This window comes from Staphylococcus sp. Marseille-Q5304 (assembly GCF_943737015.1).
Classification (GTDB): Bacteria; Bacillota; Bacilli; order Staphylococcales; family Staphylococcaceae; genus Staphylococcus; species Staphylococcus hsinchuensis.
In genome coordinates this window covers 1,272,422-1,289,450 of the sequence record NZ_CALSFP010000001.1, presented here as the reverse complement: position 1 = coordinate 1,289,450, position 17,029 = coordinate 1,272,422, and the positions used below count along the sequence as shown (strand labels likewise).

The following is a 17,029-nucleotide window of genomic DNA, read 5'->3' as shown; positions in this document are numbered from 1 at the left end:
GATATGCTAAGAGCACAATTTTTTACTGATACAGGTCAATTTCGAGAAAAGAATGAGGATGCTGGTGGCGTTTTTTATAATCAAACTGATCAACAATTACTCGTCTTGTGTGATGGCATGGGTGATCATCGCGCAGGAGAAGTGGCGAGTCAATTCGTAACGAAACAATTGCAAAGATATTTTGAATCAGAAAACCTTATAGAGCCAGATCAAGCTGAAAATTGGTTGCGCGCAACCTTAAAGTCGATTAATCGAGAGTTGTATCAAAAATCAGTAGAAACCCCTGAATACAGAGGTATGGGGACAACTTGTGTCTGTGCTTTAATCTACGATCGATTTACCGTAGTGGCTAATATCGGTGATTCTCGTGCTTATATTATTAACAGCAGAGAAATAGAACAAATAACTAATGATCATTCATTTGTAAATCATCTCGTTATGATGGGACAAATTACACCGGAAGAAGCATTTAACCACCCACAACGTAATATCATTACGAAAGTGATGGGGACAGACAAATTAGTAACACCAGATATTTTTGTAAAAAGAATTAATTTTTACGATTATATATTATTAAATACAGATGGTTTAACAGATTTTGTACATGATCAAACGATTCAAGAGGCATTGCAACAACCAAATGAATTAGCCCAACAAGGTCAAAATTTAATCGAACTTGCTAAATCATCTGACACCAATGATAATGTCAGCCTGATATTGGCAGAAATTGAAGGTGATAAAGTATGATAGGCAAAGTGATTAATGACCGATATGAAATATTAAATAAACTTGGTGGCGGTGGCATGAGCACAGTCTACCTTGCGAATGACACAATTTTAAATTGTAAAGTAGCTGTGAAAGCCATCAATATACCCGCAAATGAAAAAGATGACACAATCATGCGATTTGAGCGTGAAGTCCATAATCTAACTCAACTTTCACATCCGAACATTGTAAACGTGTTTGATGTGACGGAAAACGATGACAACTTTTTTCTAGTTATGGAATATATACAAGGTTTAACATTGTCTGAGTATATTCAGAAACACAAACCTTTAGACTTAAAATTAGTACTGAACTTTATTAACCAAATATTAGAAGGTATTAAACATGCTCACGCCACTAAAATCGTCCATCGTGATATTAAACCGCAAAACATACTCGTTGATCAACATCAGACGTTAAAGATATTAGATTTTGGTATTGCTAAGGCGTTAAGTGAAACCACAATGACACAAACGAACCATGTATTGGGAACGGTTCAATACCTTTCTCCTGAACAAGCACGTGGTGAAACAACAGATAATGGTATAGATATATACTCAATTGGTGTTGTGTTGTATGAAATGTTAGTTGGTAAACCGCCATTTACTGGAGAAACTGCTATCGGTATAGCAATCAAACATTTACAAACGCCAATGCCAAATGCTACAGAGAAACGACATGTTGTACCTCAAGCTTTAAGTAATGTCATTTTAAAGGCTACTGAGAAAAATAAAGAAGATCGTTATCAATCGGTTGAAGAAATGCAACGTGATTTGGATACTGTATTGTCAACACAACGTGAAAATGAAAAGGTTTATAATTCTTCTGATGACAGTGCTGAAACTGTGAAGATTAATAAATCAGAAATTAACGAAAAAACAAAGAAAGAAACACAAGGCAAAAATATAAAAAAAACGATGGAGATTCCTATTGTAAATCAACAACAATTTCAATCAGATGAATCACATCAACGTCCAAAAAAACCACAAAAAAAATCAAAACGAAAAATAGTTCTCTATACTACTATTGTGACACTATTATTGCTAGCACTCATCGCATTTTTAGCGATAGGTATGTTCGGTCACAAATTCTTGGTTTCTCCTGACATAGTAGGTAAAACAGAAAAAACAGGTCAACATATTTTAGAAAAAAATAATTTAAAAGTAGGTAATGTGTCACGAGCATATAGTGACAAGTATCCGGAAAATAAAATTATTAAAACAAACCCTAAAAAAGGTGAACGACTAGAAGAAGGTAGTAAAGTTGATATCGTTCTATCTAAAGGCCCTAAAATGGTCGATATGCCAAACCTCTATGGTATAAAGAAAGATGAAGCTATAAATAAACTGAAAAACCTAGGTATAAATGATATCAATTTTGAACAAAGTTATACGACGCATAATTTAGATAAAGGCTTGATTGAAAAGCAAAATATTGATCCAGGTAAAAGAGTTAAAGTTAATGATAGTAATATTACTTTAACTGAATCTTTAGGTATTAAAAAAGTGTATGTAGACGACTATGTCAATAAGCCAGTGGATAAAGCTAAATCTGAACTTGAACAAAAAGGCTTAAATGTAGTTGTTGATAAAGAACAAGCGGATAAAGATATTAAAAAGAATAATGTCATTAGCCAAACACCTAAAGATAAAGAGGTGAAAGAAGGCTCTACAGTTAAATTGACTGTGTCGACAGGATCGCCAGACAAAGCTGATAGTAAAGCGAGTGCTGATGAAGAGAAAGAAAAATCATCAGACGATACGGACACGAAAAAATATACCGAATCTGTAGATGTGCCGTATACAGGAGAAGACGATGATAGTCAAGAAGTAAAAGTTTATATTCGAGACAAAGATAATGATGGTACTTCTGCGGCTGAAACTTTCAAAATTAAAAAGGATAAAACGATTAAGATTCCGATGACGATTGAGAAAGGTAAAACTGCTGGTTATACCGTACGTGTAGACGGAGATATTGTTGCCGATAAAGACATTCCGTATGAATAAAAGATGAATTTTATCATAAAATAAAACTAGGAGAGGCTGGGACAAAAATAGTTGTCTCAGCTTCTTTGTTAATTAGACAGTAGATGACCGAATTGTAAATGCACTTATATTAACCTTTACCAAACCTAGCCATTCTTGCAGGGGCAGGACTACGAAATCTTTATTAGAAAGATTGAGTTTTGTCCCACTCCCATTTTTTGTTTGAAGGTGTCAGATGATTTAAACGTTTTGAAATCTTAACTGTGGCTACTATAATTAAAAGCAAAAGACAAAGGAGTGTTGGTTAGTGCAAATAGATACAAAAATGGTTGTTGAATCAGATGCAAGTAAGGTTTTTGAAGCGATTGTTGATCCGGAACAAATAGGTGGATTTTGGTTTTCATCTAGTTCTGAAAGATGGGAAACAGGTAAAACAGTGACTGTTGAATATAAAGAGTATGATGCAGTAATTAATTTAGATATTACAAAAGTGGTTCCAAATGAATTGATAGAATTTAAATGGGACGGGCGCACAATTGTTATTTCATTTGAAGAGGAATCAGGACAAACACTTGTGACTGCAACTGAAAAAGGTTTAGATGATAATAATGTGGATTTCATTTTAGGACAAAAAGAAGGTTGGGTTTATATGTTAAGTTGTCTTAAGAGTTATGTTGAATTTGGTAATAAAATTCGTGCAGCTTTACGATAAACGCCCTATATAATTTTAATTAATAATACTAAAGTTGAGACAAGACTTGTAGGTTTCATTTAATATAGATGTAAACACTAATTAAATGAAGTTGTTTTGTCTCAGCTTTTACATATGTAATCGTTTTTAATTTTAAGCTATAGTAACTGACGAAGTTGATTTTTTAATATAAAATAGTTTTAAGTCTTTTATTTTAAACAAGAAAATATATGCAACAACGAAAAGAGGTGTTTCAGTGAAAACAGGACGTATCATAAAATTAATCAGCGGAGTATATCAAGTGGAAGTAGATGGAGAATTATTTGATACGAAACCTAGAGGGTTATTTCGTAAAAAGAAATTTTCTCCTTTAGTGGGAGATGTTGTTGATTTCGAAGTAGAAAATATTACAGAAGGTTATATACATCATGTACACGAAAGGACAAATGCATTAAAACGACCTCCCGTTAGTAATATTGATCATTTGATTATTGTTATGAGTGCAGTTGAACCAGAATTTTCAACGCAATTATTAGACAGATACTTAGTTATTGCTCATTCCTATCATTTACGCCCTAGAATCCTGGTAACCAAAAAAGATTTAGCATCAGATGAAAAAATTCAACAAATCGAACAAATTTTAGATGTATATCAATCTATGGGTTACCAAACGCAATTTGTAAGTATGAATGATGACATTGAATTGATATGTAATCAGTGGGGAGAAGGTTTAGCCGTTTTAAGTGGGCAGTCGGGCGTAGGTAAATCTACATTGCTTAACCAATTATTCCCAGATTTACACATCGAAACCCAAGATATTTCACAATCATTAAATCGTGGTAGGCATACGACTAGACATGTCGAGTTGTATCCCCGTGCAAATGGTTATATTGCGGATACACCTGGGTTTAGTTCGTTAGATTTTAATCATATTCAAAAGGATGAAGTAAAAAATTACTTTATGGAGATAAACGAATATGGTGATTATTGTAAATTCCGAAATTGCAATCACGTGAAAGAACCTCATTGTAACGTAAAAACTGAATTAGAAAACGGAAATATAGCTGATTTTCGCTATGACCATTACTTGCAACTTTACAATGAAATAGCAGAGAGAAAGGAACGATATTAAAATGGTCAAATTATATCCATCTTTATTATCAGCAGATTTTTTAAACCTACAACAAACATTGGTAAACTTAGAAAATGCAAGGGTAGATGGTGTGCATTTTGACGTTATGGACGGACAATTTGTACCGAATATTTCAATAGGCATCCCTATTCTAGATGTGGTTCGTAAGGCGACCTCTTTGCCGATAGACGTACACTTAATGATTGAAAAGCCAGAAGATTACGTTAAAATGTTTGCCGACCATGGTGCAGATATGATTTCTGTACACGTTGAAGCAACACCTCATATCCATCGCTTAATAGAACGAATCAAAGCTGAAAATGTAAAAGCTGGAGTTGTTATAAATCCTGGTACACCTGTAAGTTCAATTTTACCCGTATTGAAAATGGTAGATTATGTGTTAGTGATGACAGTGAATCCAGGGTTTGGTGGTCAAACATTTATCGATAATTGTCTTGAAAAAGTATCACACTTATCACATATCAAAGCTGAATCAAATTTAGAATTCGATATAGAAGTAGATGGTGGTATTAATGATCAAACGATACACTCAGTCGTTGAAGCAGGGGCGACAATGGCAGTAGCAGGCTCATATTATTTTAATCATGATGACTTTAATGTAGCTACACAAACACTGAAAGGTTGAAACTGATGAAAGTAAATTTACTATGTGGAAACCGTAACCTACCGGATAATATTTTGGAAGAAAAACAGTCTGAATCGTGGATAGGTATTGATCGAGGGGCGCTTATTTTATATAACCATGACATACACCAACTTTTTGCTGTAGGGGATTTTGATTCTATAGATGAGGAAGAACAACGTAAATTGTCAAATCAGTTAAAATTAAACCCTTTAAATCCAGAAAAAAACGATACTGATTTAGCTTTAGGTATAGAACAAGCAGTTGAAAGTGGTTATAAAGAAATTGATGTGTATGGCGCAACGGGTGGTCGTTTAGATCATTTTTTAGGTGCTGTACAAATATTAGAAAAACCACAATATCAAGAAATGAATGTCGTGATTAAATTAATTGATGATAAAAATGAAATACAATATTTAACTGACACTATAAATCAAGTCGCTTATTCTAATATTTATCACTATATTTCGTTTATACCAGTACATGATAAAACGACGATTAGCTTATCAAACTTCAAATATAATTTGGAACAAGAAACATTACATCAAGGCTCGACATTAACAATATCCAATGAATTGAACGAGAAAGAAGGTATTGTCGAAATCATCGAAGGTAGTGTGTTGATGATACGCAGTAAGGATTAATCAATTTAAAATTATAATAAATTAAAAAGACCAGTCCTCCACATAAGGACTGGTCTTTTATGCGTGCATTATATTTATTAAACTCTAGTAACTTTACCAGATTTTAAAGCACGTGCAGAAACCCAAACTTTTTTAGGTTTACCGTCTACAAGAATTCTAACTTTTTGAAGGTTAGCATTCCATCTTCTTTTAGAAGAGTTTAAAGCGTGTGAACGATTGTTTCCTGTTGAGGCTTTACGACCTGTTACGAAACATTGTTTGCCCATGAAAGTACCTCCTTTAATTTAATAAATATAAATACACGTATCTACTACATACTTGAATAATGTACCACATTTAGGGAAAGATTTCAACATGAAAATACATTCTTAGTTTACATTGCTAGAACTTTTGTTAAAATTAATATGTGATATAATTGTAAAATCCGAATAAATAGTGTATTTTACTTAAAGAATAAATATTAATAGAAAATTGTGGAACAACCATTAATTAGGAGGCCCTAATAAAATGACATTAGAAATTACGAATGATTACGGCAGTATTGACATTTCAAATGAAGTGATTGCATCTGTAGTAGGTAGCAAAGCAGTAGAATGTTATGGAATTGTAGGTATGGCTTCTAAACAACAAGTAAAAGATGGAATTGCTGAAATTTTAGGGCAGGAAAACTATTCAAAAGGGATAATAGTAAAAGATAATAACGGCGTTATCAATGTTGATATGTATATCATAGTAAGTTATGGTACAAAAATATCTGAAGTAGCAAGTAATTTACAATCAACAGTGAAATATACATTAGAGAAAACATTAAAGGTTAAAGTGAATTCAATAAATATATTTGTACAAGGCGTACGTGTTAATAATGGTACGAAACACTAGGAGGACATTGTGAAATGGTTAGGAATATAAATGGTAAATTATTTGCGGATATGATTATTCAAGGGGCGCAAAATTTATCAAATCATGCAGAATTGGTGGATTCATTAAATGTGTATCCAGTGCCAGATGGCGATACTGGAACGAATATGAATTTAACAATGACTTCAGGAAAAGAAGCGGTGGAAAGTAATTTATCTCAACACATAGGTGAATTAGGAAAGACATTTTCTAAAGGGTTACTTATGGGGGCAAGAGGTAACTCAGGTGTCATTCTTTCTCAATTGTTTAGAGGATTCAGCAAAAATTTAAAAACATATGATGAAATTAATACCCAACAATTAGCAGAAAGTTTTGACGCTGGCGTTGAAACTGCATATAAAGCAATTATGAAACCCGTAGAAGGAACAATTTTAACTGTAGCTAGAGATGCGGCCAAAGCTGCTGTTGAAACAGCAAAATCAACAGACAACTGCATTGAACTCATGGAAGCAACGCTAAAAGCTGCAGAAGATTCACTAGAAAACACACCGAATCTTTTACCAGTATTAAAGGAAGTTGGTGTTGTCGATAGTGGTGGTAAAGGATTAGTCGTAGTATACGAAGGTTTCCTTAAAGCACTTAAAGGTGAAAAAGTAGAAACTAAAGTACAAAAAATAGATACTGAATCATTCGTTAATGACGAGCATGATTTTCATGGTGTAATTAACACCGAAGATATCGTTTACGGTTATTGTACAGAGATGATGGTGCGCTTTGGTAAAAACAAACGCCAATTTGACGAAGAAACATTTAGAAAAGATATGAGCGAGTTCGGTGATTCATTGTTAGTGATAAATGATGATGAAATTGTAAAGGTACACGTTCATACTGAAACGCCAGGTAATGTATTTAACTATGGCCAACAATATGGTGAACTTATTAAAGTGAAAGCAGAAAATATGCGTGAACAGCACCGTGAAGTCGTTAAAAAAAGCGAGCAATCAAAAGATCAAAACAAAGCAGAAGAACAACCTCAAACGGTAGAAACTGCAGTTATTACAATTTCAATGGGTGAAGGCATATCAGATTTATTCAAATCAATGGGCGGCACACACATCATTAGTGGTGGCCAAACGATGAACCCTTCTACTGAAGATATCGTTAAAGTCATTGAAAAATCACAATGTAAACGTGCGATTATTTTACCAAATAATAAAAATATTATACTGGCAAGTGAACAAGCAGCGAAAATCGTTAAATGTGAAACCATTGTGATTCCGACAAAATCAATCCCTCAAGGTATTGCTGCATTATTTAATTATGATGAAAGCGATTCTCTTGAAAACAATAAACAGCGCATGTTGGATTCAATCGAGTTGGTGACTTCTGGTGCAGTGACACATGCAGTGCGTGATACGACGATTGATGGCGTTGATATTAAAAAAGATTCATACCTTGGTTTGAAAAATGAAAAAATAGTCACTAGTGAGCAAGATTTATTTGAAACAGTGAAATCATTATTAGAGAACATGGTTGAAGATGAAAGTGAAATCATGACAATGATTGTGGGTGAAGATGCAGAAGCTTCTGTCACTTCCCATATAGAAGAATGGATGAATTCCAATTATCCAGATATTGAAGTGGAACAACACGAGGGTAACCAACCAGTATATCAATATTTATTTTCTGTTGAATAAATTGTAGTTATTTGAGTATATGATTACATTTAACCTATCAGTTATCGAAAGGTAACTGATAGGTTTTTTACGGAAATGATAACTTCCATCAATTTTTTATCTTTTTTCTAAATGGTATTTTTTAAAGTTAGATTTAATAACAGTGATATAACAACTTAGAATTAATAATTAACTTAATTTTACAAAATTATGAAATCTTTTAAAACAGTTATAATGGTTTATAAACATCTGTGTAGTTGTTATACTATATAAAATGTTGTAATGTAAGCGCAACACATTAGAAACACTATAAATAAGAGTGGGGTAAAATTATGAAATTTAAATCAGTATTTGACATTATTGGACCGACAATGGTAGGTCCGTCATCTTCACATACAGCAGGTGCAGTTAGAATTGGACTTGTGGCAAGAAATTTATTTAACACATTACCAAAACAGGCAGATATATATTTATATGGTTCTTTTAAAGACACATACAAAGGACATGGTACAGATGTAGCTTTAGTCGGTGGTTTATTGGGGTACGACACTGATGATGACCGTTTACGAAATAGTCTAGAAACGGCTGAAAAAGAAGGAATGAAAGTCAATTTCATAGAGATGTCAGAAGAAAAATCTCATCCAAATACAGCTACGATTAATATGAAAGATGATGATAAAGAAATATCAGTAGAAGGTGTATCAATCGGTGGCGGGAAAATCGAAATTTCAGCGATTGATGGATTTGATATTGCGATTAGTGGAAATTACCCAGCATTACTCGTCTTCCATGAAGATACGTTTGGCACAATAGGTAAAGTTGCAAACATTATTGGAGATGCAAATATAAACGTTGGGAGTATGCAAGTTTCAAGAAAAGAAAAAGGCGATGAAGCACTAATGACTTGCGAATTAGATGAAAATGTTAACGATGAAATTATCGATAAAATAAAAAACGTAAAAGGCGTACAGACTGTTTCACTTATGGATAACGCCTAATGGAGGTTTACTAATGTTTAAAAGTGTTGAAGAGTTAATTACTTTATGTGAAGAAAAAGATATGAGTATTCATGAAGTAATGATGGAACAAGAAAAAGAAGTTACAGGTCAATCAGAAGAAGAAATCTATGACCATATGGATCATAATTTACAAACTATGGAAAAAGCTTTAGAAGATGGATTAAATGGTGTAACTTCTAAGACTGGTATGACTGGTGGAGATGCAGTATTAATTAAGAAATATTTAGAAACAGGCAAATCATTAGCTGGGGCAACGTTGTTAGATGCTGTAAGTAAAGCCGTTGCTACAAATGAAGTGAATGCAGCGATGGGACAAATTTGTGCTACACCAACAGCAGGTTCAGCAGGTGTTGTACCAGGCGTGTTATTTGGACTTAAACCACGTTTAGAACCATCACGTAAAGATATGTTAAACTTCTTATTAACATCTGGTGCATTCGGATATGTAGTGGCTAACAATTCTTCAATTTCAGGTGCAGCCGGTGGTTGTCAAGCCGAAGTTGGTTCCGCGGCAGCAATGGCAGCAGCAGCGACAGTGGAACTTGCAGGTGGAACACCTAGACAATCATCTGAAGCCTTTGCGATTTGCCTAAAAAATATGCTCGGGTTAGTATGTGACCCAGTTGCAGGCTTAGTAGAAGTTCCATGTGTAAAAAGAAATGCAGCAGGTGCATCAAATGCAATCGTATCTGCTGATATGGCATTAGCTGGTGTAACTTCAAGAATTCCAACTGATGAAGTTATCGAAGCAATGTATAAGATTGGTCAAACAATGCCATCTGCACTACGTGAAACTGGACGTGGTGGACTTGCAGGTACACCTACAGGACAGAAACTAAAACAAGAAATATTTGGTGATTAACATGTCTAAAGTCAATTTGATTGATAATCCATTCCCTTTATCTCAAATAAAAGGTTTAGGGCCCAAGAGATTATCTGTATTGAATGAATTAAATATACACACCGTTGAAGATTTAATTTTATATTTTCCAATTCGTTATGAAGATAATACGATTGTCAATTTAAATGAGGCTGAAGATCAAGCGACAGTGACAGTTGAAGGCGAGGTCTACTCAACTCCAACTGTCGCTTTTTTTGGTAGAAATAAATCTAAATTAACGGTGCATTTAATGGTCAATCAAATCGCTGTAAAATGTATATTTTTCAATCAACCTTATTTGAAAAAGAAAATAACATTACATGACACGGTGACTATAAAAGGTAAATGGAATCGGAGTAAACAAGAAATAAATGGTAATCGTATGTTCTTTAACAAACAATCATCTGAAGAGGAACAGTATGAGCCTGTCTATCGAATTAAAGAAGGCATTAAACAAAAGCCGCTTAGAGATATGATTAGAAGTACTTTGAACCATGTTACGATACACGAATGGTTATCAGATGAGTTACGTAATAAATATAAGTTAGAATCACTCTCTAACACAATTAACGCCTTACATTTTGCCCCTGATAAGACATCTTTGTTACATGCACGTCGTACTTACGCATTTACTGAATTGTTTATGTTTGAATTGCGTATGCAATGGCTCAATCGTTTAGAGAAGACTTCTGACGAAGCAATTGAAGTAGCTTATGATTTGCCACTAGTGAAACAATTTATTAGTGAATTACCGTTTGAGTTGACTGATGCTCAAAAGCAAAGTGTTAATGAAATTTTTAGAGATTTAAAGGCACCAATACGTATGCATCGTTTACTACAAGGTGATGTTGGTTCAGGTAAAACAATTGTAGCGGCGATTTGTATGTATGCATTAAAAACTGCTGGCTATCAATCGGCATTAATGGTACCTACTGAAATATTAGCCGAACAACATGCAGAAAGTTTATCAGAACTATTTGGTGATCGTATGAATATTGCCTTACTGACAGGTTCGGTGAAAGGGAAACGTCGAAAATTACTGCTAGAACAATTACATAAAAATGAAATCGATTGTGTGGTTGGGACACACGCACTTAATCAAGATGATGTTCAATTTGATAATGTCGGTTTAGTGATTACTGATGAACAACATCGATTTGGTGTGAATCAACGTCAATTACTGAGAGAAAAAGGTGCAATGACCAATGTGTTATTTATGACAGCAACGCCTATTCCACGAACGTTAGCTATTTCAGTATTTGGTGAAATGGATGTTTCTTCCATCAAACAATTACCAAAAGGCCGTAAACAGATCATTACGACTTGGTCTAAGCATGAAGCCTATGAACAAGTCCTCAATCAAATGACCACAGAACTGAAAAAAGGAAGACAAGCATATGTTATTTGTCCACTCATTGAAAGCTCTGAACATTTAGAAGAAGTTCAAAACGTAGTTGCGCTTTATGAATCGTTGCAAGCATATTATGAACCTGATCGTGTCGGATTGTTACATGGAAAGATGAGTTCTGAAGAAAAGGATGATGTCATGCATCGATTTAGTAACCATGACATTGATATTCTTGTTTCTACGACAGTGGTTGAAGTTGGAGTCAATGTTCCTAATGCAACATTTATGATGATTTATGATGCAGATCGCTTTGGTTTATCTACGTTACACCAGTTAAGAGGGCGCGTTGGTCGTAGTGAACATCAAAGTTATTGTGTATTACTTGCTTCCCCAAAGACAGAAACGGGTATAGAACGCATGAATATAATGACACAAACCACTGATGGATTCGAGTTAAGTGAAAGAGATTTAGAGATGCGAGGTCCAGGAGATTTCTTCGGTGTAAAACAAAGTGGGTTACCTGATTTTCTTGTTGCAAATATCGTCGAAGATTATAAAATGCTCGAAGTGGCACGTGATGAAGCTGCTGAGCTCATACAATCAGGTGAATTCTTTAACGATCAATACAATCGGTTAAGAACATTTATAGAAACACATTTATTACACATGAATTTTGATTAAAGATTTGTGAAATTCTTAATTAAATGACACATGATATTCACGTTCCTAAGATTGAATTTAAATTAATATACCGTAAATCAATGTTATTTGTTGAGCATATTTAATAGAAAGTGTTATTATATTTGAGGAATGTTTAAGACTTGGTACTAAAAAAGGGAGTTATAAAATGAAATTACGTAAAATAGAACGTAGAAATGCAATTAAAAAAGAAATTGAAAAAAACCCTTTTATTACTGATCAAGATTTAAGTATGCTATTTTCTGTAAGCATTCAAACAATTAGACTGGACCGCACACACTTAAATATTCCTGAATTAAGAAAACGCATTAAAACAGTAGCTAGAAAAAATCACGAACGCATTCGCTCAATAGATGGTAGTGAGATAATTGGGGATGTTATTAACGTTAGTCCTGATAAGCATGCAACGTCTATTATCAAAGTAGATGAAGACTCTGTCTTTACGAGAAATAAAATTGCCAGAGGACACGTTTTATTTGCCCAAGCGAACTCATTATGCGTTGCACTTATACATAGACCAATCGTTTTAACGAGAGATAGTAAGGTGGAATTTTTACAACCTGTAAAACTAAATGATACAGTTAGAGCTGAAGCACAAACGCTTGATATAACAAACAAATACTTTACGATCAAAGTGGAATCGTATGTAAAAAATGCGTTAGTTTTTAGAGGTACATTCAAAATGTATTATACAAGTGAGGATGAAGAGAATGGTTAAAATTGCAATTGATATGATGGGCGGAGATAACGCACCTGACATCGTTTTAGAAGCAGTTGAAAAAGCGGTGAAAGATTTTGAAGATTTAGAAGTGATTTTATTTGGAGATAAAAATAAATGCCAACTAAATCATTCACGTATTGAAGTACGTCATTGCACAGAAACAATTTCAATGGAAGATGAACCCGTTCGAGCGATTAAACGTAAAAAAGATAGCTCAATGGTTCGCGCAGCAGAGGCAGTGAAATCAGGTGAAGCAGATGGCTGTGTATCAGCAGGGAATACAGGCGCTTTAATGTCAGCTGGATTATTCATCGTTGGTAGAATTAAAGGCGTTGAACGCCCGGCCTTAGTTGTTACTTTACCTACGATTTCAGGTAAAGGCTTTGTCTTTATGGATGTAGGCGCTAATGCTGACGCAAAAGCGGAGCATTTATTGCAATATGGTCAACTTGGTAATATTTATGCTCAAAAAATACGCGGGATAGATAACCCATCTGTAAGTTTATTAAATATCGGTACTGAAAATGCTAAAGGTAATGCTTTAACTAAGAAAGCCTACAAACTTATGAATGAACAAAATGGTTTCCGGTTTACTGGTAATGTAGAAGCCAAAGGATTAATGGACGATGTTTCAGATGTTATTGTTACGGATGGTTTCACTGGTAACATGGTGCTTAAAAACTTAGAAGGTGTCGCTAAATCAATCGGAAAAATGCTTAAATCTACTTTATTAAGTAACTTTAAAAATAAAATTGCAGCGCTTATATTAAGAAAAGATTTAGACGAGTTAACGTCAAAAGTAGATTATGCCGAATATGGTGGCTCGGTTTTATTAGGATTAAATGGTATTGTAGTAAAAGCACATGGTAGTTCAAGTGCTAAAGCATTTTATTCAGCAATTAGACAAGCAAAAATCGCTGGCGAGCAAAATATCGTATCTATAATGAAAAACACGGTAGGTGAAAAAATGAGTAAAACAGCAATTATTTTCCCAGGACAAGGCTCACAAAAAGTAGGAATGGCACAAGATTTATACAACGAATCAGAAAGCGCGACAGCCATACTAAACCAAGCGCAAGGACAAATGGATTTTGATTTATTAGAAACAATGTTTACAGATGAAGAAGGTAAACTAGGTCAGACTGAGAATACACAACCTGCATTACTTACTCATAGTATTGCATTACTAAATAGTTTGAATGACATAAAGTCAGATTATACAATGGGACATAGCTTAGGAGAATATGCCAGTCTCGTTGCGAGTGGCGTGTTAAAGTTTGAAGACGCTGTGAAAATTGTACGTAAACGTGGCCAATTGATGGCTGAAGCCTTCCCAGATGGTGTAGGCAGTATGGCAGCAATATTAGGTCTGGATTTAGAAGATGTTCAAGATATTTGTAAAAAGCTATCTACAGAAGATGAAATTATTGAACCTGCAAATATCAATTCTCCAGGTCAGATTGTTGTGTCAGGTCACAAAACGCTAATCGATAAGTTAGTGGCAGAAGGAAAATCACTTGGTGCTAAACGTGTATTACCACTTGCAGTATCAGGTCCTTTCCATTCTTCAATGATGGAAGTTATTAAAGAAGATTTCTCACAATTTATTGATCAATTTGAATGGCAAGATGCACAATTTCCAGTGATTCAAAATGTTAATGCAAAAGGCGAAACAGACGCTAAAGTAATTAAACAACATATGATAGAGCAATTATATTCTCCAGTTCAATTTATTGAATCTGCACAATGGTTAATTGAACAAGGTGTGGATCATTTCATAGAAATTGGACCAGGCAAAGTATTATCAGGACTCATTAAGAAAATAAACAGAGATGTTAAAGTAACTTCAATTCAAACATTAGAAGATGTAAAAGGGTGGAATGAAAATGAGTAAAAGTGCATTAGTTACAGGTGCTTCAAGAGGTATTGGACGTAGTATTGCGATTCAACTTGCTGAAGAAGGCTATAATGTAGCAGTTAACTACGCTGGAAATAAAGAAAAAGCGGAAGCCGTAGTTGAAGAAATCAAAGCAAAAGGTGTAGACAGTTTCGCAATTCAAGCAAATGTTGCGAATGGCGATGAAGTTAAAGCAATGATTAAAGAGGTTGTAGGCCAATTCGGTTCTGTAGATGTGCTTGTAAACAATGCAGGTATCACTCGAGACAACTTATTGATGCGTATGAAAGAACATGAATGGGATGACGTGATCGATACAAACTTAAAAGGTGTATTCAATTGTATTCAAAAGGTAACACCACAAATGTTAAGACAAAAAGGCGGATCAATCATCAACCTATCTAGTGTCGTTGGTGCTGTAGGAAATCCAGGTCAAGCAAACTACGTAGCAACTAAAGCGGGTGTAATTGGTTTAACTAAATCATCTGCACGTGAATTAGCTTCTCGTGGCATTACCGTGAATGCTGTAGCTCCTGGTTTCATCGTGTCAGATATGACAGATGCACTTAGTGACGAACTTAAAGATCAAATGCTAGAGCAAATTCCACTTGCTAAATTTGGTGAAGATACAGATATCGCAAATACAGTAGCATTTTTAGCGTCAGATAAAGCAAAATATATCACAGGCCAAACAATTCATGTAAATGGTGGTATGTACATGTAATATTCTCAACAAGTGAGAAGACTTTATCCCATAATATTATTCCTGTAACCAATACTATTTGTCATGTATAATAATCATCAATAATAGTACTTGTATTTCATTTCAGAAAATGGGAAAATGTAAAAGTCTTTAACTTGCTTTTAAAAGGAGGTGAATCGACGTGGAAAACTTCGACAAAGTAAAAGATATCATCGTTGACCGTTTAGGTGTTGACGCTGACAAAGTAACTGAAGATGCATCTTTCAAAGATGACTTAGGCGCTGACTCACTTGATATAGCTGAATTAGTTATGGAATTAGAAGATGAATTTGACACTGAAATTCCTGATGAAGAAGCTGAAAAAATCAACACTGTTGGTGACGCAGTTCAATTTATCAATAACTTAGAAAAATAATAAATTCATATCTGAGTCGTTTTTACAACGGCTCAGTTTTTTTAATTTAATGTTAAACGTGAGAAAACTGAACTACACGCCTGTCCAAAATATAACTCATTTCGTAGGTGTAAAATGGTAGGTTTTCTCTTTAGTTTTGTAGTAAAATCACGTAAAATATAATAGTATTCGTACATTTTCAGAATTATTTAGGAGGACATAGATTGACCAATTTAAAAAAAGAAGAGATGATACAACAATTCCAAAAGCATTTTAAACAAAAGATGAAAGCCTTGGAATTAAATCACGATAATATTGAATTATATCAACAAGCTTTTTCACATTCTAGCTTTATCAATGATTTCAATATGAATCGGTTAGATCACAATGAACGTTTAGAATTTTTAGGAGATGCGGTATTAGAATTGACGGTTTCACGTTATTTGTTTGATAAGTATCCAGAGTTACCAGAAGGCAACTTGACGAAGATGCGTGCAACAATTGTTTGTGAGCCCTCACTTGTAATATTTGCAAATAAAATTCAACTTAATGAACTTATTTTACTAGGTAAAGGTGAAGAAAAAACAGGTGGACGTACGAGACCATCCCTAGTTTCAGATGCGTTTGAAGCATTTATTGGCGCATTATATTTAGATCAAGGTTTAGATTCAGTATGGTCATTCGCTAAAAAAATTATCTTCCCTTACGTAGAAGAAAATGAATTAGAAGGGGTCGTAGATTTTAAGACTCAATTCCAAGAATATATGCATCAAAGAAATAAAGGTGAAGTAACCTATCGCTTAATTAATGAGGAAGGCCCTGCACATCATCGATTGTTTACTTCAGAAGTCTTGTTAGAAGGAATTGCGGTAGCAAAAGGACAAGGCAAAACCAAAAAAGAATCGGAACAAAAAGCAGCAGAAAGTGCATATAAAGAAATGAAAAAAGAAGAAAATTAGATTTATTTTAACGTA

The 17,029-nt window shown here is 34.2% G+C and carries 17 protein-coding genes and 1 pseudogene; 17 read left to right on the top strand and 1 reads right to left on the bottom strand.

The window, feature by feature from the left end; genetic code table 11:
- The first annotated feature begins 3 nt into the window (after nt 1-3).
- The 6 genes from NGI30_RS06415 (at nt 4) to NGI30_RS06390 (ending at nt 5,860) form a co-directional block, all read left to right on the top strand.
- Nucleotides 4-747, top strand: a complete 744-nt coding sequence (locus NGI30_RS06415; protein ID WP_251943088.1) for a Stp1/IreP family PP2C-type Ser/Thr phosphatase — start codon at nt 4-6, stop codon at nt 745-747.
- A complete protein-coding gene (pknB, locus tag NGI30_RS06410; RefSeq protein ID WP_251943086.1) occupies nt 744-2,771 on the top strand; it encodes a Stk1 family PASTA domain-containing Ser/Thr kinase in 2,028 nt (675 codons plus the stop codon). Before NGI30_RS06415 ends, pknB begins: the two co-directional genes overlap by 4 nt.
- A gap of 286 nt (nt 2,772-3,057) precedes the next feature.
- Nucleotides 3,058-3,462, top strand: a complete 405-nt coding sequence (locus NGI30_RS06405; protein WP_251516381.1) for an SRPBCC domain-containing protein — start codon at nt 3,058-3,060, stop codon at nt 3,460-3,462.
- A 235-nt stretch (nt 3,463-3,697) separates the two neighbouring features.
- A complete protein-coding gene (gene rsgA / locus NGI30_RS06400) occupies nt 3,698-4,573 on the top strand; it encodes a ribosome small subunit-dependent GTPase A (protein WP_251943084.1) in 876 nt (291 codons plus the stop codon).
- 1 nt (nt 4,574) lies between these two features.
- Entirely contained in the window at nt 4,575-5,219 is a 645-nt protein-coding gene (rpe, locus tag NGI30_RS06395; protein WP_251943082.1) for a ribulose-phosphate 3-epimerase, read from the top strand.
- 5 nt (nt 5,220-5,224) lie between these two features.
- Nucleotides 5,225-5,860: a thiamine diphosphokinase gene (locus NGI30_RS06390; protein WP_251516389.1), complete on the top strand. Its 636-nt coding sequence runs from the start codon at nt 5,225-5,227 to the stop codon at nt 5,858-5,860.
- Between the two features lie 77 nt (nt 5,861-5,937).
- On the opposite strand, the gene rpmB is transcribed toward NGI30_RS06390, so the two are convergent.
- Complete coding sequence (gene rpmB, locus NGI30_RS06385; protein ID WP_002483503.1) at nt 5,938-6,126, bottom strand: 50S ribosomal protein L28; 189 nt, start codon at nt 6,124-6,126, stop codon at nt 5,938-5,940.
- Nucleotides 6,127-6,367: 241 nt separating this feature from the next.
- Between rpmB and NGI30_RS06380 the strand changes: the two genes are divergently transcribed.
- The 11 genes and pseudogenes from NGI30_RS06380 to rnc all read left to right on the top strand — a co-directional run bounded on the left by NGI30_RS06380 (nt 6,368) and on the right by rnc (nt 17,014).
- The gene (locus NGI30_RS06380) at nt 6,368-6,739 is read left to right on the top strand and encodes an Asp23/Gls24 family envelope stress response protein (RefSeq protein ID WP_251516392.1); all 372 of its coding nucleotides are present in this window, start codon (nt 6,368-6,370) and stop codon (nt 6,737-6,739) included.
- Between the two features lie 14 nt (nt 6,740-6,753).
- A complete protein-coding gene (fakA, locus tag NGI30_RS06375; RefSeq protein ID WP_251943080.1) occupies nt 6,754-8,415 on the top strand; it encodes a fatty acid kinase catalytic subunit FakA in 1,662 nt (553 codons plus the stop codon).
- Nucleotides 8,416-8,726: 311 nt separating this feature from the next.
- Entirely contained in the window at nt 8,727-9,392 is a 666-nt protein-coding gene (sdaAB, locus tag NGI30_RS06370; RefSeq protein WP_251516398.1) for an L-serine ammonia-lyase, iron-sulfur-dependent subunit beta, read from the top strand.
- A gap of 13 nt (nt 9,393-9,405) precedes the next feature.
- Nucleotides 9,406-10,275, top strand: a complete 870-nt coding sequence (sdaAA, locus tag NGI30_RS06365) for an L-serine ammonia-lyase, iron-sulfur-dependent, subunit alpha (protein WP_251516401.1) — start codon at nt 9,406-9,408, stop codon at nt 10,273-10,275.
- A gap of 1 nt (nt 10,276) precedes the next feature.
- The gene (recG, locus tag NGI30_RS06360) at nt 10,277-12,322 is read left to right on the top strand and encodes an ATP-dependent DNA helicase RecG (RefSeq protein ID WP_251943078.1); all 2,046 of its coding nucleotides are present in this window, start codon (nt 10,277-10,279) and stop codon (nt 12,320-12,322) included.
- 166 nt (nt 12,323-12,488) lie between these two features.
- Nucleotides 12,489-13,058, top strand: coding sequence for a transcription factor FapR (gene fapR, locus NGI30_RS06355; protein ID WP_251516446.1), 570 nt, complete (start codon nt 12,489-12,491; stop codon nt 13,056-13,058).
- Nucleotides 13,051-14,025, top strand: a pseudogene (gene plsX / locus NGI30_RS06350) (phosphate acyltransferase PlsX); the annotation flags it as partial. The gene fapR and the pseudogene plsX, both read left to right, overlap by 8 nt.
- 3 nt (nt 14,026-14,028) lie before the next feature.
- On the top strand, nt 14,029-14,955 hold the full coding sequence (fabD, locus tag NGI30_RS06345; protein ID WP_251943937.1) for an ACP S-malonyltransferase: 927 nt from the start codon (nt 14,029-14,031) through the stop codon (nt 14,953-14,955).
- The gene (fabG, locus tag NGI30_RS06340) at nt 14,948-15,682 is read left to right on the top strand and encodes a 3-oxoacyl-[acyl-carrier-protein] reductase (protein ID WP_251516453.1); all 735 of its coding nucleotides are present in this window, start codon (nt 14,948-14,950) and stop codon (nt 15,680-15,682) included. Before fabD ends, fabG begins: the two co-directional genes overlap by 8 nt.
- Nucleotides 15,683-15,842: 160 nt before the next feature.
- A complete protein-coding gene (locus NGI30_RS06335; RefSeq protein ID WP_251516455.1) occupies nt 15,843-16,076 on the top strand; it encodes an acyl carrier protein in 234 nt (77 codons plus the stop codon).
- 227 nt (nt 16,077-16,303) lie between these two features.
- Nucleotides 16,304-17,014 carry a ribonuclease III gene (gene rnc / locus NGI30_RS06330; protein ID WP_418129362.1) on the top strand — a complete coding sequence of 237 codons (711 nt, stop codon included), beginning with the start codon at nt 16,304-16,306 and terminating at the stop codon, nt 17,012-17,014.
- The last annotated feature ends 15 nt before the right edge of the window (nt 17,015-17,029 follow it).